This is a genomic window from Tenacibaculum ovolyticum DSM 18103 (assembly GCF_000430545.1).
Classification (GTDB): domain Bacteria; phylum Bacteroidota; class Bacteroidia; order Flavobacteriales; family Flavobacteriaceae; genus Polaribacter; species Polaribacter ovolyticus.
Genome location: NZ_AUMF01000018.1, coordinates 82,761 through 101,265 on the forward strand (window position 1 = coordinate 82,761; position 18,505 = coordinate 101,265).

Sequence of the window (18,505 nt, forward strand, 5' to 3'; positions counted from 1 at the left end):
TTAGAAATACGACGAATGAAGAAAATTAGAAATTTTTGCATTATTGCACATATTGATCACGGTAAAAGTACACTTGCCGATAGGTTATTAGATTATACTGGAGCTGTAACTGAGAGAGAAAAAAAATCACAGTTGTTAGATAGTATGGATTTAGAGCGTGAACGTGGTATTACCATTAAGTCACACGCTATTCAAATGGATTATACTTATGAAGGTGAAGATTATATTTTAAATTTAATTGATACACCTGGTCACGTAGATTTTTCTTACGAAGTTTCTCGTTCTATTGCAGCCTGTGAAGGAGCATTGCTAATTGTTGATGCTGCGCAAAGTATTCAGGCGCAAACAATTTCTAATTTATATTTAGCTTTAGATAATGACTTGGAAATTATTCCTGTATTAAATAAAGTAGATTTACCATCAGCAAACCCTGAAGAAGTAACTGATGATATTGTTGACTTATTAGGTTGTGAGCCAGAGGATGTAATTCATGCAAGTGGAAAAACAGGTTTTGGTGTTGATAATATTTTAGCTGCAATTATTGCTAAAGTTCCACCACCGCAAGGTAACCCAGATGCACCATTAAAGGCGTTAATTTTTGATTCAGTTTACAATTCTTATAGAGGAATTGAAACTTACTTTAGAGTAATAGATGGTTCTATTAAAAAGAATCAGCGTATTAAGTTTATGTCAACCGATACCGAGTATAAAGCGGATGAAGTTGGTACTTTAAAGTTAGAGCAAGAAGTAAAGCAAGAAGTAAAAACAGGTGATGTAGGTTATTTAATAACAGGTATTAAAGTAGCAAAAGAGGTGAAAGTAGGTGATACGATTACTGATTTTGAAAACCCTACAGAAACTCATATTGATGGTTTTGAAGATGTAAAACCAATGGTTTTTGCGGGTATTTACCCTGTAGATACTGAAGATTACGAAGAACTTCGTAATTCGATGGAAAAATTACAATTAAATGATGCTTCTTTGGTGTTTCAGCCAGAAAGTTCAGCAGCATTAGGTTTTGGTTTTCGATGTGGATTCTTAGGGATGTTACACATGGAAATTATTCAAGAGCGTTTAGAACGTGAATTTAATATGACTGTGATTACCACAGTTCCTAACGTTTCTTATCACGCATATACGAAGAAAAATCCTGAGGAAATCGTATTACTAAATAATCCAACAGATTTACCAGATCCATCAAGATTAGAGAAAGTAGAGGAGCCTTTTATTAAAGCATCAATAATTACGAAATCTGATTTTGTAGGACAAGTTATGTCACTTTGTATTGAGAAAAGAGGAGAAATAGTAAATCAAACATATTTAACAACTGAAAGAGTTGAATTAATTTTTGATATGCCTTTAGCAGAAATCGTATTTGATTTTTATGATAGATTAAAAACAGTTTCAAAAGGGTATGCATCTTTTGATTATTCTCCAATAGGAATGCGAACATCTAAACTAGTTCGTGTAGATATTTTACTAAATGGTGATACTGTTGATGCACTTTCAGCATTATTACATGCAGACAATGCTTATACGATAGGTAAAAAAATTGTAGAAAAATTAAAGGAACTAATACCAAGACAACAGTTTGATATTCCTATTCAGGCTGCAATTGGAGCAAAAATTATTGCAAGAGAAACAACAAAAGCATTACGTAAAGATGTAACAGCAAAATGTTATGGAGGTGATATTTCTAGAAAACGTAAGTTATTAGAGAAGCAGAAAAAAGGTAAGAAAAGAATGCGTCAAGTTGGTAATGTAGAAATTCCACAAGAAGCATTTATGGCTGTTTTAAAGTTGAATGATTAATCTTAAAAAAGATATAAAATTAAAAAGCATCAGAATAATTCTGATGCTTTTTTGATTATTATTGCGAATAAGTAAACTTATTTACATGTCGCTCCAGCTGATTCTTGAGCTGCAGTAATAGAGTCTATTGTTTGTCCTTCTGCGAAATCTAGTGTTTCACTGTTAGATACACCTCCTAAACTTACTTTTATAGTGTAAGTACCATTTCCATTATCACAGTATTCAGTAGTTGTTTTAATGTTGAGTACACTCATTTCACAAGATTTACAAGGAGATTCTTCTACTTGTTTGTCATCAGAACAAGAAATGAAAGCAACAGTAGCTAACATAGCAATTGATAAAATAATTTTTTTCATAGTTTAATAAAATTTAAAAGTTTAAGCTGTAAATCTAATAAAAATAAATTAATATACTTATTATAAGGCCCGTTTATTAATTTTATAGTAGTAAAAGGAGTGCTGATTGACTTTTACCTTTTACTTCTTAAATTTAAAGAAATTAAATTAGTGTGCTAAAAAAGGGCAATATATTGGACATAAACATAAGTTTCTGCCTTTGCAAAGCTGTTTTTGTAATAAATATTTCAAGTAAATCTTGTTTTAATACATGTTGGATTGTTTTAACTTACTATAATTAAAAGTGTTTTAAATGTTATTAAACTATGAAAAAATGAGTTTTTAAATCTCTTTTGACATTAATCTCTACCACCTAAAACTTGTAGTGCCCAATATAAAAGCATTGCTAAAGAACCTAATGCAGCAACTAGATATGTTCTTGCAGCCCATTTTAAAGCATCTTTAGATCCTGCAAGTTCTTCACGCGTTACAATGTGTTTATTTTCTAACCAAGCTAAGGCTCTATTACTAGCATCATATTCAACAGGTAAGGTAATAAAGCTAAATAAAGTACCCATTCCCATAAAAGCTAAACCACCAATGGCAACCATTTGTCCAATTCCTGGTTGTCCAGCTCCAGCACCTAAAATAATACCTCCGATAACCATCCATTGAGAAAAACGAGAAGAAATATTAACAATAGGAACTAATTTAGATCGCATAGTTAACCATTTATAAGCTTTAGCATGTTGTACAGCGTGCCCAACTTCATGAGCAGCAACAGCAGCTGCTGAAGCATTTCTTTGATTGTAAACACCTTCACTTAAATTAACAGTTTTATTTTGTGGGTTGTAATGGTCGGTTAACATTCCTGGAGTAGAAATAACTTTTACATCATAAATGCCGTGATCATCTAGCATCTTTTGAGCTATTTCAGCACCATTCATGCCGTTTCGTAAGTGAACTTGCGAATATTTCTTGAATTTTCTTTTAAGCGTATTACTAACTACCCAACTTATTAAAGAAATAATACCAATTAGAATATAAAAACCTATCATAATTTATTTAGTTTTAAAATTTTGTGTCATTTTTGTACGATAAATTTACAACATAAATTATTCCATAATTAAATTACTTATAATAAAAGTGTCATAATGTCAAATAAACCTAAAATTTTAATAGTATATACAGGAGGAACCATTGGTATGGTTAAGGATTACAAAACAGGAGCATTAAAAGCTTTTGATTTTAGTCAGATATCTAGTAAAATTCCTGAATTGCAACAATTACATTGTGATATTTCTACAATTTCATTTGACGAGCCAATAGATTCATCAAATATGAATGTTAATTATTATATTGATATTGCTGAAATTATTTCTGACAATTACGATAAATTTGATGGTTTTGTGGTTCTTACAGGTTCAGATACGATGTCTTATACTTCATCTGCAATTAGCTTTATGTTTGAAAACCTACAGAAACCTGTAATTTTCACAGGGTCTCAATTACCAATAGGTGATTTGCGAACAGATGCTAAAGAGAATTTAATAACCTCGATACAGGTTGCGTCAACTTATGAAAACGGAAAGCCAGTAATTCAAGAAGTTGGACTGTATTTTGAGTATAAATTATATAGAGCGAATCGAACAACAAAGATAAACGCAGAACAATTTGAAGCTTTTGCGTCAATGAATTACCCACCTTTAGCTGAAAGTGGTGTTCATTTAAATTTTAATTATCCAATTTTATTTAAACCAGTTAAAGAAGAAAATAAACTTGTTTTTAGAAAAAAATTAGATAATAATGTTGCTGTTTTAAAGCTTTTTCCAGGGATAACAGCTTCTGTTGTAGCTAGTTTTATAAATATACCTAATTTAAAAGGTATAATACTAGAAACTTATGGCTCTGGAAATGCACCTACAGAAAAATGGTTTATAGAGTTGTTAGAACAAGCTATAGGGAAAGGTATTTATATCGTTAATGTAACTCAGTGTGCAGGAGGGAGTGTTATACTCGGACACTATGAAACAAGCTCTGATTTAAAACGTATCGGAATTGTTGATGGAAAAAATATTACAACAGAAACAGCTATAGCAAAAATGATGTATTTATTGGGAGAAAAGTTCTCTAGAGAAGAATTTAAGCAGTATTTTGAAACATCATTAAGAGGAGAAATCAATTAAATTGATTTCTTTAAGACAATTTTAACGACTATAACTACTTGAAATTGTATATAAAATGAAAAAAATGTTATAAATATCATCGTTTTTTTTAATGTCCCAACATTTTTTTGTTACTTGGCACTCTGAAAATAAAAAGTGCATTAACTACAAGCAAAGAATGACTTATTTATAAAAAATTAAGTTTTTTGTAGTAAAATTTGTATTTTTAACCCGTTAACTATTTAAAATTAATTATAACAAAATGAAAAAAGTAGTAAATTTCCTAACTGTTGCAGGATTTATGTTTTTAGGAGCTATTCAGTCAACATTTGCACAAGATGCTGTAATTGAGAAAACTTTTCACCAAGAGTTAAAACAACGTTTTATTGAAGGGGACCCTCAGTTTATGGGAATCGTATTGGTAGCTTTAATTTTAGGTTTAGCAATTGCAATTGAAAGAATTATTTATTTAAACATGGCAACAACTAATACTAAGAAATTAGTAGCTAGTGTAGATGAGGCTTTAAGTTCAGGTGGTGTAGAAGCTGCTAAAGAAGTTTGTAGAAATACAAAAGGGCCTGTTGCTTCTATCTTTTATCAAGGATTAGAAAGAGCAGACGAAGGTTTAGAGGCTGCTGAAAAAGCTGTAGTAGGTTATGGTGGAGTACAAATGGGATTATTAGAGAAAAATGTTTCTTGGTTATCTTTATTTATTGCTTTAGCACCGATGTTAGGGTTCATGGGAACTGTAATTGGTATGATTGAGGCTTTTGATAAAATTGCAGTAGCAAATGATATTTCTCCAGCAGTAGTAGCAGGTGGTATTAAAATTGCACTTTTAACAACTGTATTTGGTCTTGTTGCAGCAATTATATTACAGATTTTTTATAATTATATCGTTTCTAAAATTGATAGTATTGTAAATAACATGGAAAATGCTTCAATTTCTTTAATCGACTTATTAGCTAAGTATAAAAAATAATCAATCGTATGAATAATAAAATATTAACATTACTTGTAGCAGCAATATCATTAATTGGTATCGCGCTATTCGTAAACGTTGTAAGAATAGATGCCGAAGATACGCAAGCGCTATCTGATGCTGTTTCTCCTTTAGTAAGTTATTCATATTATTTGCTAATTGTAATTGTAATTGTAGCTGTGGTAATTTCATTATTAAGCATGTTTAAAAACCCAGCCGCATTAAAGAAAACTTTACTAGGTATAGTAGCCTTAGGTGTTGTTTTTGTAGTGTCTTATTTTATGGCTTCAGATAGTGAAGTGTTAGGAGCAGACGGAGGTCAGTTAGTAGCTGCAGGAAGTATTTCTAAATGGGTAGGATCTGGAATTAGGTTTACCATAGTTTTAGGTGCTATTGCAGGAGCTTTCTTCGTAGTAGATTTATTAAAAGGAATAGTTAAATCGTAAGTTATTATGGCAAGAAGAGAAAACCCAGAAATTAATGCAGGTTCGATGGCAGATATTGCATTCTTGCTACTTATCTTTTTCCTTGTAACAACTACAATGGATGTTGATTCAGGTATCCCTAAAAAGTTAGCTGAAAGAACAGATGCTATACCTCCTATTGTAAAAGAGAAAAACATCTTTCAGATAAGTATTAACAGAAATAACCAATTATTCGTTGAGAATGAAGGTATGGAGTTAAAAGATTTAAAAGATGCTGCTATAAAGTTTATAGACAATGGTGGAGGTAAAGGTAACCCTATGCCAGGAAAAGATGTAGGAGCAGCTTGTAACTATTGTAAAGGTGCCAAAGACCCTAGCTCATCAGATCACCCTAACAAAGCAATTATTGCAGTTGAAAGTGATAGAGGTACTGAGTTTGGTACATATGTAGCAGTTCAAAACGAATTGTTAAAAGCATATGCTGAGTTGCGTAATAAATTATGCCAAGATAAATATGGTATTAGTTTTACTGAATTAGACAAGGCTTTTAAAGCAGGTGCAAGAAAAGATAAAGCGTTAAGGAAAAAAGTTGAAGATATTAAGAGTAGTTATCCTCAAATTATATCTGATTCTGAACCAACGAATGTTCAATAGTATTAAAACAATTTAAGTATGTCTAAATTTAATAAGAAGAAAAAAGAGATGCCAGCAGTGAATACATCTTCACTACCTGATATTGTTTTTATGTTATTGTTTTTCTTCATGGTTACAACGGTAATGAGAGAAAGTGATTTAGCAATAGAGGCTCCTCGTTTACCTAGTGCAAGTGAAGTAAAAAAACTTGAACGTAAAAGTTTAGTAAGTACAATTTACGTAGGTAAAGCAAAAGATGCTAAATATGGTACAAGTTATAATAGAATTCAGTTAAATGATAAGATTGCTACACCAGATGATGTACCTTCTTTTATTTTCTTAGAAAGAGATAAATTAGCAGAGTCTGATGTTCCTTTCATGACAACTTCTATTAAGGCAGATAAAGAATCGAGTGTTGGTACTTTAGCTGATATTCGTGAGAAATTAAGAGACGTAAATGCTCTTAAGTTAAGTTTGTCTACTCACAAAGCAAGTGATATTAAAAAGTAATTACTTTTTAAAAACAAATAAATAAAAAAGAGCAATCATTTGATTGCTCTTTTTTTATACAATATAAACTTCTTTTAACGTTAGTTAATTAATATGAAAAACATAATAACTTTATTTTTAGTTTTTATCTCTGTATACAGCTATGCTCAAAAGGATTCCTTAAACTTAGGAGACAAGTACTGGGAAGATCAATTGTATATAAATATTTCTTATAATATTTTAAAAAATCAACCAAAAGGAATAGGAAAGAGTGGTTTTTCTTATGGTTTTTCAGGGGGTTATATAAAAGATATTCCTCTTGTTAAAAATGGTCGAAAAGCGATTGGTATTGGTATTGGTTATGGTTTTGATTCTTTTAATCATAGTTTAAAAGTAGTAGAAGGAGCTCCTAATGTTTTTCAAATAGATAACACAATTACAGCAAATAAATTAAAAATTCATAATATTGAAGTTCCTATTGAGTTTAGGTGGAGATCTTCAACTGTTAATAGTTATTCTTTTTGGAGATTCTATACAGGAATTAAATTAAGTTATAATTTTAATAATAGTTTCAGTTATAATGATTCTGGAGTAAACTTCAGCTTTTCAAATTTAAAAGAATTTAATAAATTTCAAACAGGTTTAATCCTTTCAGCAGGATATGGAACATTCAATTTTCATGTATATTATGGGCTCTCTCCCTTATTAAAGAATACTTCTTTAAATGGGTATAGTATTAATTCAAATATTATAAGATTTGGACTAAGCTTTTATTTATTATAATATATATAAAGCTAAAAAGGGACTAAATAAGCCAATGAAAAACCCAATATAAACTTCTTTAGCACTATGTGCTTTTAAATGAAGTCTTGAGCTTGCTAGGAGACCAGAAAGCAATAAAAAGGCTATAACTATTGGTAAAGTGTATACGTTATGTATTTGCTGAAAAATTAAAAAATAACCAGTGGCCGCTCCCATAGATAATAAATGTAAGCTAGCTTTAGTTTTTGTCATAAAAAGTATATAAACTAAGCCTAAGCCAAATACAACACCAAAAAACAAATAACTAAGATCTTTAATAGCATTAGTTTCTAGAAAAAACTTACCTAACATATAAAACAAAGTCATCATGAAAAACATTGGAATTTTACGTTCTTTAATACCATGTACCTGATATGATTTTATAGATCCAATATTTTTTAATAAAATTAAGAGAAATATTGGAATAATGTAGGTGGTTATAAAAACTACAGCCAATATTGTATATTGTTGATGACGACTTAAATTAATAGGGGTTAAAATAAAGTAAAGAATTATGCCAATAGTAGGTATTACAATTGGGTGTAAAAGGGTAGATATAAATTTTTGCCAGCGCATTATATTTCTTTTCTTAATCTAGCTACAGGTATATCTAATTGTTCACGATACTTTGCAACTGTTCTTCTTGCAATAGGGTATCCTTTTTCTTTTAATATTTTAGATAGTTTTTCATCTGTAAGAGGTTTTCGCTTTTCTTCTTCTTGAATAACTGTTTCTAATATTTTCTTTATTTCTCGGGTAGAAACATCTTCTCCTTGATCATTTTTCATTGATTCAGAGAAAAATACTTTAATTAATTTTGTACCATATGGTGTAGATACATATTTACTATTAGCAACCCTAGAAACAGTAGATACATCCATTTGTATCTCATCAGCAATATCTTTTAAAATCATCGGCTTTAACTTGCGCTCATCACCAGTTAAAAAATATGCTTCTTGACGATGCATAATTGCGTTCATTGTAACTAATAGTGTTTGTTGACGTTGTTTGATTGCATCAATAAACCATTTAGCAGCATCAAGTTTTTGCTTAATGAACATTACGGCATCTTTTTGAGTTTTGCTTTTCTTTTTAGAATCACTATAACCTTTTAACATGTTGTTATATTCACGAGAAACATGCAGCTCTGGTGCATTACGAGAGTTTAGCGTAAGTTCTAAAACACCATCAACAATTAGTATTGAAAAGTCAGGAACAATTTGTTCTGCTATTTTATTATTACCAGCGTAAGAACTCCCTGGTTTAGGGTTTAACTTACTAATTTCAGCTATAATTTCTTTTAATTGATCTTCGTTTATATTGAATTTTTCAAGAAGTTTCTTATAATGTTTCTTAACAAAATGATCGAATGCATTCTCAAGAATATCAATAGCTAATACTCTAGTTTGTTTTTCAGATTTTGATTTTAATTGAATAATTAAGCATTCTTTTAAATCTTGTGCACCAATACCTATAGGGTCTAATCTTTGAACAACGTTAATTAAAACACTTCTTACTTTTTCTTCAGTTGTAAAAACATTTTGGGTAAAAGCTAAATCATCAACTAAATCAATAATAGCTCTACGAATATATCCACTATCATCAATACTCCCGACTAGAAATTCTGCAATAGAACGTTCTTCTTCGTTAATTCTAAAAGTATTTAATTGGTTTTTTAAAGATTGATGAAAGGTTGTACCTGAAGCGTATGGAATTTGTTTATCTTCATCATCAGCCGAATAATTATTCGCCTGTGTTTTATAACTAGGGTATTCATCATCACTTAAATACTCATCAATATTTATATCATCAGTGTCAATTTTATCGCTACCATCATCATAGTCATCAGCATTTGTTAGCGTATCTTCAAAGTTTTCAGGCTCTTCTTTACCTGTGTCTAAAGCAGGATTCTCTTCAATCTCTTGTTTCAAACGTTCTTCAAAAGCTTGCGTAGGTAATTGAATTAACTTCATCAACTGAATTTGCTGAGGAGATAATTTTTGAAGTAACTTATAATGTAAACTTTGTTTTAGCATATTTACAAATATATGAAATAGGATAAAAAGAAATCGTCATTCTGTGAGGAATGACGATTGTTATATGTAAGTTTTATTTTTTTTTTAAAACTCTGCGTTCTGTGGTGTTCTTGGAAAAGGAATTACATCACGAATATTACCCATTCCTGTTGTAAATAAAACCAAACGTTCAAAACCTAAACCGAAACCTGAATGCACCGCTGTACCAAATTTACGAGTGTCTAAGTACCACCATAATTCTTCTTCGTCAATATTTAATTCAGCCATTTTAGATTTTAAAACATCTAAACGCTCTTCCCTTTGAGATCCACCAACCATTTCTCCAATACCAGGGAATAAAACATCCATAGCCCTAACAGTTTTTCCATCATCATTTAAACGCATATAAAATGCCTTAATTGTTGCTGGGTAATCAAATAAGATTACTGGACACTTAAAGTGTTTTTCAACTAAATAACGTTCGTGTTCTGATTGTAAATCAACACCCCATTCATAAATAGGAAATTGAAATTTCTTTTTCTTATTTGGCTTACAGTTGCGTAAAATATCAAAAGCTTCAGTATAACTAACTCTTTTAAAGTTATTATTTACAACAAAGTTTAATTTATCAATTAAACTCATTTCGCTACGTTCTGCTTGAGGTTTTGTTTTTTCTTCTTGAGTTAAACGATTTTCTAAAAAGGTTAAATCGTCTTTGCAGTTTTCCAATACATAACCTAAAACAGATTTAATAAAGTCTTCAGATAAATCCATGTTAGCATCTAAATCATTAAATGCTACTTCAGGTTCAATCATCCAAAACTCTGCTAAGTGACGTGTTGTATTAGAATTTTCAGCTCTAAAAGTAGGACCAAAAGTATATACTTTTCCTAAAGCCATTGCATAGGTTTCAGCTTCTAATTGACCAGAAACAGTTAAATTTGTTTCTTTACCAAAGAAATCTTGAGAATAATCAATGTTTCCTTCTTCGTTCAATGGAGCTTTGTTAGCTTCAAAATTAGTTACATGAAACATTTCTCCAGCACCTTCAGCATCTGATCCAGTAATAATTGGAGTATTCACATAGTTAAATCCGTTTTCTTGAAAATACTTATGAACAGCAAATGATAATGCAGAACGAACTCTCATTACAGCACTAAATGTATTTGTTCTAATGCGTAAATGTGCATTTTCACGTAAAAATTCTAAGCTGTGCTTTTTTGGTTGAATAGGGTATTCGTCAGGATTTGAATCTCCTAATATCTCTAGTTTTGTAACTTTAACTTCAACAGTTTGTCCTTTACCTTCGCTTTCAACTAACGTACCTGTAATACTTACAGCAGCACTTGTTGTAATTCTTTTTAAAAGTTCTTCATCCGTATTTTCGAAGTCGACAACACATTGAATATTATTAATGGTAGAACCATCATTTAGAGCAATAAAACGATTGCTTCTAAAGGTTCTAACCCATCCTTTTACATGTACTTCTTGTAAAAATTTATCAGAATGTAATAATTCTTTAACGCTACTTCTTTTCATCTTTTAAAAATTGAGAAGCAAATATACTTTATTACTAAGAATTGAGCAATCTAGATATTTAAAATGCGAATAAACTTTTAGTTATCTTCTTTTGGAGGTAGTATTTTAAAATTAGTTTCTTTTAAAACCTTTTCATTCGCTATTTTTTTTTCAAAAGAAAGTAGGAGAGAAGGTAATAATAATAAATTAGATACCATGGCAAGTAATAATGTTACGGATACTAGTCCACCTAGTGCAATTGTTCCACCAAAACTTGAAAGCGTAAAAACTAAAAAACCAAAAAATAATACTATTGAAGTATAAAACATACTTACCCCTGTTTCTTGTAATGCAGAATATACAGCAGGTTTTACTTTCCAATTGTTAGCTAGGAGTTCTTGTCTGTACTTGGCTAAAAAATGAATGGTGTCATCTACAGATATACCAAAAGCGATACTAAATACTAAGATAGTAGATGGTTTTATTGGAATTCCAAAGAAACCCATTAATCCAGCAGTAATTAATAGCGGAAGCATGTTTGGTATTAACGAGATAAAAATCATTTTATACGAACGGAACATCCATGCCATAAAAATTGAGATTAATAAAATGGCAAGTGATAAAGAAATAACTAGGTTTTTAATAAGGTAATTAGTTCCTTTTAAGAAAACTAATGCTTTCCCTGTCATAGAAACTGTGAATTTTTCTTCAGGAAATTGTTTTTTTATAACTGCATCTAGACGTTCTTGAATAATATCCATCTTATCGGTACCAATATCTTTCATAAAAGTTGTGATACGTGCATAACGACCAGTACTGTCTACAAAGTTTTTTAACATACCAGAATTGCTATCAGAATTCTTAGTAAAAGCAAAAATATGAGCTTTTTCTTGGCTAGTTGGTAGCTGGTAATATTTCGGATTACCTTTATAGTATGCTTGTTTTGAATATTTAACTAAGTTGGTAACCGAAATAGGTTTAGATAGCTCAGGAAAACTTTCAATAGTTTCATTCAACTTTTCCATTTTCTTTAACGTAGAAAGTCTCATGACACCTTTATCTCTTTTTGTGTCAATTAAAATTTCTAAAGGCATAATTCCACCAAATTCTGTCTCAAAGAATTTAATATCCTTATAAAATTGCATTCCTTTAGGCATGTCTTCAATTAAACTACCAGAAACGCGAATTTGAAATAAGCCGATCATGCTTAATATAATAACAACAACTGTTGTAATATATATAGTAATTCTTCGTTGTTTTACCATTCGTTCCATCCAAGAAACTACATTACCCATCCACTTTTTTTCTAAGTGACCTAAGTGTTTTTTTTCAGGACGTGGCATGAAACTATATATAATTGGAACAATTAATAGAGCAAGAATAAAAATGCTTATAATGTTTACTGAAGCTAATATTCCGAATTCTCTTAATAATTGACTTTTTACAAAAACAAAGGTTGCAAAACCAGATGCTGTTGTAATATTAGTCATTAAAGTAGCATTACCAATTTTAGAAATTACACGTTGTAAGGACTTTGCCTGATTACCATGTTTTTTTATTTCTTGTTGATATTTATTTATAAGAAATACTGCGTTTGGTACACCAATTACAATAATTAATGGAGGTATTAAGGCAGATAAAACAGTGATTTCATATCTAAATAAACCAATAAAACCAAAAGCCCAAATTACACCGATACCAACAACTAATAGTGTAATAAAGGTAGCTCTGAAAGAGCGGAAAAAGAAAAAGAATATTAAAGCGGTAATTCCTAATGCACCCAATACAAAAAGTTGCATCTCATCAATAATATTCTGTGAATTTATTGTTCGTATGTAAGGCATCCCCGACATCCTAACATCTATATTGTGTTTCTTTTCAAAACTTTCAACAGTAGGTATTAATATATCAGCAATAAAGTTACGACGTGCAGGTGTGTTTACAATATCTTTGTTTATATAAATAGCTGTTTGTAAAGTACCTTGACCGTTATATAATAAATTATCGTAAAAAGGAAGATTTTCAAATAATTGCTTTTTAATTTTATTAACCTCCTCATTTGTAGTAGGTGCTTTGTTAAATAAAGGTTCTAAAATAAATTTCCTTTTTACTCTATCTGCTTTTAATTGTTTAACATCAGCGATTGAAACAGTGAAGTCAACTTGTTTCACACTATCTAAATCTTTAACAAGTTTATTCCATGCGTTAAATTTAGCAGGCGTAAAAACAGTTGAATCTTTTACACCTAGTATAACTAAATTACCTTCTTCACCAAAAATTTCTAAAAATTTATCGTATTGAATGTTTGCTTCATGATCTTTAGGGAGTAAGTTTGCTTCTGTGTATGAGAAGCGCATATACTTCATTTGAGTAACTAAAAGCCCTGTTATAATAGCTACAGCTAATAATACAAGATATCTGTTACGTAATATAAACCCTGCGATTTTAGTCCAAAAAGTCATTCAATAATTTTTAACAATGTTATGGTAAATGATGCAATCTAAATAAAAAAAAAGAGTGTCTTAAAAAGCACTCTTTCTTTTTATGTTTTTAAAAAGGACTAAACAGTCATTATTTCTTTTTCCTTTACAGAAAACTTTTCGTCAATTTCTTTTGTATAACTATCAGTAAGTTTTTGAACACTTTCTTCTGCTCCTTTCTTTAAATCATCAGAAATGTCAGTTTTTTTAATGTCGTTATTAGCATCTTTACGAGCATTACGAATTCCTACTTTAGCGTGTTCAGCTTCTGCTTTAGCTTGTTTAGCTAATTCTTTACGTCTTTCTTCCGTTAATGCTGGTACATTAATAATAATAATATCACCATTATTCATAGGGTTAAAACCTAAATTAGCAACCATAATTGCTTTTTCAACCTCTTGTAACATGTTTTTTTCCCAAGGTTGAATAGTAATTGTTCTTGCATCAGATGTACTTACGTTTGCTATTTGACTTAAAGGGGTTGCTGCTCCGTAATAATTAACCTGTACATTGGCTAACATTGATGGAGATGCTTTACCTGCTCTAATTGTACGTAATTCTTTTACTAAGTGTTCTATAGCATTATTCATTGCCTCTTTGGCAGAATCTAAAATAAAATCAATTTCTTCGTTCATCTTACTTGTATTTATAAACCTCTAAAAATAGAAGAGATTATTTCAATTTATTTGTTGTCAACTATTGTTCCAATTTGTTCTCCAGAAACTAATTTTAGTAAATTTCCTTTTTTATTCATATCAAAAACAATAATTGGTAGATCATTTTCTTCACTTAAAGTAAAGGCAGTCATATCCATTACCTTTAATCCTTTTTCCATTACTTCTTTAAAAGTAACGTTGTTATATTTTACCGCATTTTTATCCTTTTCAGGATCTGCATTATAAATACCGTCTACTCTAGTTCCTTTTAAAATAGCATCAGCATTAACTTCAATAGCTCTTAATACCGCAGCTGTATCAGTAGTAAAATAAGGATTTCCTGTACCTCCTCCAAATATTACAACACGTCCTTTTTCTAAATGACGATTTGCACGACGTTTAATATAAGGTTCTGCTATTTCTTTAATCTCTATCGCAGTTTGTAGTCGAGTATGAATTCCTTCATCTTCTAAAGCACTTTGTAAAGCTAAACCGTTAATACATGTTGCTAACATTCCCATATGATCACCTTGTACGCGATCCATACCTTGACTAGCACCTGCTACACCTCTAAAAATATTCCCGCCGCCTATAACTATAGCAATTTCAATATTTTTTTCTAGCACTTGTTTAATTTCTTGTGCATATTCTTTAAGTCTCTTAGGATCAATACCGTATTGACGGTCGCCCATTAATGATTCGCCACTTAATTTTAAAAGGATTCTCTTGTATTGCATAGTTTTATTGAAAGTTATGCAAAACTACGTATTTTTTTTGAGTTTGAATTTTTTATAAAATAAAAAACCACCCTTTTTAGGGTGGTTTTTACTATAAAATTAATTGAGAATTATCCTAAAGTAACTCTTACGAAGTTTTTAACTTCTACGTTACCAAAAGAAGAAACATATTCTTCAACAGTTTTCTTTTCGTCTTTAATAAACTTTTGATCTAATAAACATTGTTCTTGATCTAAAGTTGTATTGTCAGAAATAAATCTTTCCATCTTTCCTGGTAAGATTTTATCCCAAATTTTCTCTGGTTTACCTTCTGATTTTAATTGCTCTTTCGCAGCTTCTTCAGCTTTAGCTAAAGCATCATCAGTTAATTGTAATCTAGATACATATTGAGGAACGTTCTTTAAAGTTTTACCTAAACGAACTAATTCTTCATTGTCTTTTACGATAGCAGCAATTCTTGCTTCAGTTTCAGACTCTACATAAGAAGCTTCAAAACCTTTATAAGATAAAGAAATTGCTCCCATTGATGCAGCTTGCATTGCTAAGTCTTTAGTTAAAGTTGCAGCGTTATCTACAGAGGTAGTTAAGCCAACCATAGCAGCAATTTTACCAACGTGTGTATAAGAACCAACATATGGCGCTTCTAATTTTTCAAAAGAAGTAATATCGATTTTTTCACCGATAACACCTGTTTGCTCAATTAATTTTTCAGCAACAGTAACTCCTCCGAAATCAGCAGCTAAAAATTCTTCTTTAGTGTTTACAGTAAAAGCGATATCAACAAATTGCGAAGCTAAATCTTTAAAAGAATCGTTTTTAGATACGAAATCTGTTTCACATGCTAATACAATAGCTACACCATAAGTGTTGTCATCACTAATTTTAGTAATAGCTACACCTTCAGTAGACTCTCTATCTGCTCTTTTAGCAGCGATTTTTTGTCCTTTTTTACGTAAAACTTCAACAGCTTTATCAAAGTTTCCTTCAGCTTCTACTAATGCATTTTTACAATCCATCATACCAGCTCCGGTACTTTCTCTTAATTTCTTTACGTCTGCAGCGCTAATTTTTACTGACATTTCTATTGTTATTTAAGTTGTAAATATATTTTTATAAAAATAAAGGCTTCAAATTAATTTGAAGCCTTTAAAATAATTTATTTTGCTTCTTCTTTAGCAGGAGCTTCAGTTTTAGCTTCAGCTTTAGGAGCAGGTTTAGCTTTTTCTTTCTCAGCTTTTCTGTCTGATAAACCTTCAGCGATAGCATCAGTTACATAAGATAAAACTTTGTCGATAGATTTAGAAGCATCATCGTTTGCAGGAATTACAAAATCAACTGGTCTTGGATCAGAGTTTGTATCAACTAAAGCAAAAATTGGAATGTTTAATTTTTGAGCTTCAGCAACTGCAATATGTTCTTTCTTTACATCAATTACAAATATAGCGGCAGGTAAACGAGTCATATCAGAAATAGAACCTAAATTCTTTTCTAATTTAGCTCTCTGACGGTTAATTTGTAATTTCTCTCTTTTTGATAAAGCATCAAAAGAACCATCTAACTTCATTCTATCAATAGTAGCCATTTTCTTAACAGCTTTACGAATAGTAACAAAGTTTGTTAACATACCACCTGGCCAACGCTCAGTAATGAAAGGCATGTTTATGTTCTTAGCTCTTTCAGCAACGATATCTTTTGCTTGCTTCTTAGTCGCAACGAATAAGATTTTACGTCCAGAGTTTGCTATTTTTTGTAAAGCTGTTGCAGCTTCATCAATTTTAGCAGATGTCTTATACAAGTCAATGATGTGAACACCATTACGTTCTGTATAAATGTATGGAGCCATGTTTGGGTTCCATTTTCTAGTTAAGTGACCAAAGTGCACTCCACTTTCTAATAATTCTTGAATGTTTGCCATTTTAATAAAATGTGTTTACGTTCTGTTTTCACAATATTTCAGTAGTTATAATAAGTCTGAAATATTTAGATACTAAACTGTTAATTAATAAATATATAATAACAGTCTCTTTTGAAAATAAATAAACAAAGCTTTTTGCAAAGCAATGATACTATTAACGCTTAGAGAACTGGAATTTCTTACGTGCTTTCTTCTGACCGAATTTCTTACGTTCAACCATTCTAGGATCACGAGTTAATAAACCTTCTGGTTTTAACACTGCTCTGTGCTCTTCGTTAATAGCTACTAATGCTCTAGTAATTGCTAAACGAATTGCTTCAGCTTGACCTGTAATACCTCCACCATATACATTCACTTTAATGTCATAAGACTCTAAGTTCTCAGTTAACATTAAAGGTTGTTGGATTTTGTATTGTAAAGTACCTGTTGTAAAGTAGTTTTTATACTCTTTTTTATTTACAGTAATGTTTCCTTTACCTTCTGAAAGATAAATACGAGCAACTGCTGTTTTTCTTCTACCTATTTTGTGTACAGTTTCCATTATTTAAGATCGTTAAGGTTAATAGCTTTAGGGTTTTGAGCAGTTTGTTGGTGCTCAGTACCTGCATAAGCATACAAGTTTTTGTATAATGCACTACCTAATTTGTTTTTAGGTAACATTCCTTTTACTGCTTTTTCGATTAATCTTGTAGGATCTTTTTCGAACATTTCTGTAGCAGTTAATGATCTTTGTCCTCCTGGGTATCCTGTGTGACGGATGTAAGACTTATCAGTCCATTTCTTTCCAGTTAAAACAATTTTTTCTGCGTTGATAACAACCACGTTATCTCCACAATCTACGTGAGGAGTATAATTTGGTTTGTACTTACCTCTAATTAGCATTGCTATTTTAGAAGCTAGACGACCCAACGTTTGCCCGTCCGCATCAACTAAAACCCACTCTTTGTTAACAGTGTTTTTGTTTGCTGATACTGTTTTGTAACTTAATGTGTTCATAATTACACGATTAGTTTTTGTTTATTAATATATAATTTTATCCTTTAAAAAGGTTTGCAAATGTACGATTAATTATTTGGTTAACAAATAGCTAGTTAGTTTAATTTGTTGTTTTTAATTTCTAATTTTAAATAACTCAAAAGGAGGTAGGCTGCGTGTTTCTCTTATTTAATTAGTATTAAACAAAAAAACCGCAAATTAGAGTGCACCCAAAAGTTTAGACAAATTTATAATTAATTTTGATAATGATGAGTTCGATATTTTATCGGACTCATTTTGTTTAAATTAGATTTTATTCTTTCGTTATTATAATAGATTATATACTCACTAATTTCTTTTTTTAACTGTTCAATTGACTTGTATTTTTTCAAATAGAATAATTCTGATTTTAGTATTCCAAAGAAATTTTCAATAATTGCATTATCTAAACAATTTCCTTTTCTTGACATACTTTGTTTAATTCCTTTTTCTTTTAATAAATATTGATACTGTTTCATTTGATATTGCCAACCTTGATCAGTGTGTAATATTAAGTTCGTATTATCA

At 30.5% G+C, this 18,505-nt stretch carries 20 protein-coding genes; 7 read left to right on the forward strand and 13 right to left on the reverse strand.

Annotated elements, in window-relative coordinates:
* Positions 1-15: 15 nt before the first annotated feature.
* Positions 16-1,812, forward strand: a complete 1,797-nt coding sequence (lepA, locus tag H518_RS0107070) for a translation elongation factor 4 (RefSeq protein ID WP_028888403.1) — start codon at positions 16-18, stop codon at positions 1,810-1,812.
* A 77-nt stretch (positions 1,813-1,889) separates the two neighbouring features.
* Here lepA and H518_RS0107075 read toward each other — a convergent pair whose 3' ends face one another.
* Positions 1,890-2,168 carry a hypothetical protein gene (locus H518_RS0107075; RefSeq protein WP_028888404.1) on the reverse strand — a complete coding sequence of 93 codons (279 nt, stop codon included), beginning with the start codon at positions 2,166-2,168 and terminating at the stop codon, positions 1,890-1,892.
* A 338-nt stretch (positions 2,169-2,506) separates the two neighbouring features.
* Complete coding sequence (locus tag H518_RS0107080) at positions 2,507-3,205, reverse strand: zinc metallopeptidase (protein WP_028888405.1); 699 nt, start codon at positions 3,203-3,205, stop codon at positions 2,507-2,509.
* 96 nt (positions 3,206-3,301) lie between these two features.
* Here H518_RS0107080 and H518_RS0107085 point away from each other — a divergent pair, with 96 nt between their 5' ends.
* The 6 genes from H518_RS0107085 to H518_RS0107110 all read left to right on the forward strand — a co-directional run bounded on the left by H518_RS0107085 (position 3,302) and on the right by H518_RS0107110 (position 7,624).
* Positions 3,302-4,333: an asparaginase gene (locus H518_RS0107085; RefSeq protein WP_028888406.1), complete on the forward strand. Its 1,032-nt coding sequence runs from the start codon at positions 3,302-3,304 to the stop codon at positions 4,331-4,333.
* 241 nt (positions 4,334-4,574) lie between these two features.
* Positions 4,575-5,294: a MotA/TolQ/ExbB proton channel family protein gene (locus H518_RS0107090; RefSeq protein ID WP_028888407.1), complete on the forward strand. Its 720-nt coding sequence runs from the start codon at positions 4,575-4,577 to the stop codon at positions 5,292-5,294.
* An 8-nt stretch (positions 5,295-5,302) separates the two neighbouring features.
* Positions 5,303-5,740, forward strand: coding sequence for a hypothetical protein (locus H518_RS0107095; protein WP_043706673.1), 438 nt, complete (start codon positions 5,303-5,305; stop codon positions 5,738-5,740).
* 6 nt (positions 5,741-5,746) lie between these two features.
* On the forward strand, positions 5,747-6,373 hold the full coding sequence (locus tag H518_RS0107100) for an ExbD/TolR family protein (RefSeq protein ID WP_028888409.1): 627 nt from the start codon (positions 5,747-5,749) through the stop codon (positions 6,371-6,373).
* An 18-nt stretch (positions 6,374-6,391) separates the two neighbouring features.
* Complete coding sequence (locus H518_RS0107105) at positions 6,392-6,862, forward strand: ExbD/TolR family protein (protein WP_028888410.1); 471 nt, start codon at positions 6,392-6,394, stop codon at positions 6,860-6,862.
* Positions 6,863-6,955: 93 nt separating this feature from the next.
* Entirely contained in the window at positions 6,956-7,624 is a 669-nt protein-coding gene (locus H518_RS0107110; protein ID WP_028888411.1) for a porin family protein, read from the forward strand.
* Here the strand turns inward: H518_RS0107110 and H518_RS0107115 are convergent.
* From H518_RS0107115 to H518_RS0107165, 11 genes are all read right to left on the reverse strand, one after another.
* Positions 7,619-8,218 carry a hypothetical protein gene (locus tag H518_RS0107115; protein ID WP_028888412.1) on the reverse strand — a complete coding sequence of 200 codons (600 nt, stop codon included), beginning with the start codon at positions 8,216-8,218 and terminating at the stop codon, positions 7,619-7,621. The two genes, H518_RS0107110 and H518_RS0107115, sit on opposite strands and share 6 nt — an antisense overlap.
* A complete protein-coding gene (gene rpoN / locus H518_RS0107120) occupies positions 8,218-9,678 on the reverse strand; it encodes an RNA polymerase factor sigma-54 (protein WP_028888413.1) in 1,461 nt (486 codons plus the stop codon). Before rpoN ends, H518_RS0107115 begins: the two co-directional genes overlap by 1 nt.
* 84 nt (positions 9,679-9,762) lie before the next feature.
* A complete protein-coding gene (asnS, locus tag H518_RS0107125) occupies positions 9,763-11,196 on the reverse strand; it encodes an asparagine--tRNA ligase (RefSeq protein ID WP_028888414.1) in 1,434 nt (477 codons plus the stop codon).
* Between the two features lie 77 nt (positions 11,197-11,273).
* On the reverse strand, positions 11,274-13,637 hold the full coding sequence (locus tag H518_RS0107130) for an efflux RND transporter permease subunit (protein ID WP_028888415.1): 2,364 nt from the start codon (positions 13,635-13,637) through the stop codon (positions 11,274-11,276).
* 98 nt (positions 13,638-13,735) lie between these two features.
* On the reverse strand, positions 13,736-14,290 hold the full coding sequence (gene frr / locus H518_RS0107135; RefSeq protein ID WP_028888416.1) for a ribosome recycling factor: 555 nt from the start codon (positions 14,288-14,290) through the stop codon (positions 13,736-13,738).
* 47 nt (positions 14,291-14,337) lie between these two features.
* The gene (gene pyrH, locus H518_RS0107140; protein ID WP_028888417.1) at positions 14,338-15,048 is read right to left on the reverse strand and encodes a UMP kinase; all 711 of its coding nucleotides are present in this window, start codon (positions 15,046-15,048) and stop codon (positions 14,338-14,340) included.
* A gap of 110 nt (positions 15,049-15,158) precedes the next feature.
* Positions 15,159-16,127, reverse strand: a complete 969-nt coding sequence (gene tsf / locus H518_RS0107145; RefSeq protein ID WP_043706675.1) for a translation elongation factor Ts — start codon at positions 16,125-16,127, stop codon at positions 15,159-15,161.
* Positions 16,128-16,204: 77 nt separating this feature from the next.
* The gene (gene rpsB, locus H518_RS0107150) at positions 16,205-16,963 is read right to left on the reverse strand and encodes a 30S ribosomal protein S2 (protein WP_028888419.1); all 759 of its coding nucleotides are present in this window, start codon (positions 16,961-16,963) and stop codon (positions 16,205-16,207) included.
* Between the two features lie 154 nt (positions 16,964-17,117).
* Positions 17,118-17,504 carry a 30S ribosomal protein S9 gene (gene rpsI / locus H518_RS0107155; RefSeq protein WP_028888420.1) on the reverse strand — a complete coding sequence of 129 codons (387 nt, stop codon included), beginning with the start codon at positions 17,502-17,504 and terminating at the stop codon, positions 17,118-17,120.
* Positions 17,504-17,959: a 50S ribosomal protein L13 gene (gene rplM / locus H518_RS0107160; RefSeq protein ID WP_028888421.1), complete on the reverse strand. Its 456-nt coding sequence runs from the start codon at positions 17,957-17,959 to the stop codon at positions 17,504-17,506. Before rplM ends, rpsI begins: the two co-directional genes overlap by 1 nt.
* A gap of 233 nt (positions 17,960-18,192) precedes the next feature.
* The coding region (locus tag H518_RS0107165) for an IS3 family transposase (RefSeq protein ID WP_028888422.1) at positions 18,193-18,505 on the reverse strand (313 nt) is incomplete at its 5' end.

What these genes read in the sequence shown, in the direction of transcription:
- lepA (WP_028888403.1), top strand. Translation starts at nt 16, where the DNA reads ATGAAGAAAATTAGAAATTTTTGCATTATTGCACATATTGATCACGGT.
- H518_RS0107075 (WP_028888404.1), bottom strand. Translation starts at nt 2,168, where the DNA reads ATGAAAAAAATTATTTTATCAATTGCTATGTTAGCTACTGTTGCTTTC.
- H518_RS0107080 (WP_028888405.1), bottom strand. Translation starts at nt 3,205, where the DNA reads ATGATAGGTTTTTATATTCTAATTGGTATTATTTCTTTAATAAGTTGG.
- H518_RS0107085 (WP_028888406.1), top strand. Translation starts at nt 3,302, where the DNA reads ATGTCAAATAAACCTAAAATTTTAATAGTATATACAGGAGGAACCATT.
- H518_RS0107090 (WP_028888407.1), top strand. Translation starts at nt 4,575, where the DNA reads ATGAAAAAAGTAGTAAATTTCCTAACTGTTGCAGGATTTATGTTTTTA.
- H518_RS0107095 (WP_043706673.1), top strand. Translation starts at nt 5,303, where the DNA reads ATGAATAATAAAATATTAACATTACTTGTAGCAGCAATATCATTAATT.
- H518_RS0107100 (WP_028888409.1), top strand. Translation starts at nt 5,747, where the DNA reads ATGGCAAGAAGAGAAAACCCAGAAATTAATGCAGGTTCGATGGCAGAT.
- H518_RS0107105 (WP_028888410.1), top strand. Translation starts at nt 6,392, where the DNA reads ATGTCTAAATTTAATAAGAAGAAAAAAGAGATGCCAGCAGTGAATACA.
- H518_RS0107110 (WP_028888411.1), top strand. Translation starts at nt 6,956, where the DNA reads ATGAAAAACATAATAACTTTATTTTTAGTTTTTATCTCTGTATACAGC.
- H518_RS0107115 (WP_028888412.1), bottom strand. Translation starts at nt 8,218, where the DNA reads ATGCGCTGGCAAAAATTTATATCTACCCTTTTACACCCAATTGTAATA.
- rpoN (WP_028888413.1), bottom strand. Translation starts at nt 9,678, where the DNA reads ATGCTAAAACAAAGTTTACATTATAAGTTACTTCAAAAATTATCTCCT.
- asnS (WP_028888414.1), bottom strand. Translation starts at nt 11,196, where the DNA reads ATGAAAAGAAGTAGCGTTAAAGAATTATTACATTCTGATAAATTTTTA.
- H518_RS0107130 (WP_028888415.1), bottom strand. Translation starts at nt 13,637, where the DNA reads ATGACTTTTTGGACTAAAATCGCAGGGTTTATATTACGTAACAGATAT.
- frr (WP_028888416.1), bottom strand. Translation starts at nt 14,290, where the DNA reads ATGAACGAAGAAATTGATTTTATTTTAGATTCTGCCAAAGAGGCAATG.
- pyrH (WP_028888417.1), bottom strand. Translation starts at nt 15,048, where the DNA reads ATGCAATACAAGAGAATCCTTTTAAAATTAAGTGGCGAATCATTAATG.
- tsf (WP_043706675.1), bottom strand. Translation starts at nt 16,127, where the DNA reads ATGTCAGTAAAAATTAGCGCTGCAGACGTAAAGAAATTAAGAGAAAGT.
- rpsB (WP_028888419.1), bottom strand. Translation starts at nt 16,963, where the DNA reads ATGGCAAACATTCAAGAATTATTAGAAAGTGGAGTGCACTTTGGTCAC.
- rpsI (WP_028888420.1), bottom strand. Translation starts at nt 17,504, where the DNA reads ATGGAAACTGTACACAAAATAGGTAGAAGAAAAACAGCAGTTGCTCGT.
- rplM (WP_028888421.1), bottom strand. Translation starts at nt 17,959, where the DNA reads ATGAACACATTAAGTTACAAAACAGTATCAGCAAACAAAAACACTGTT.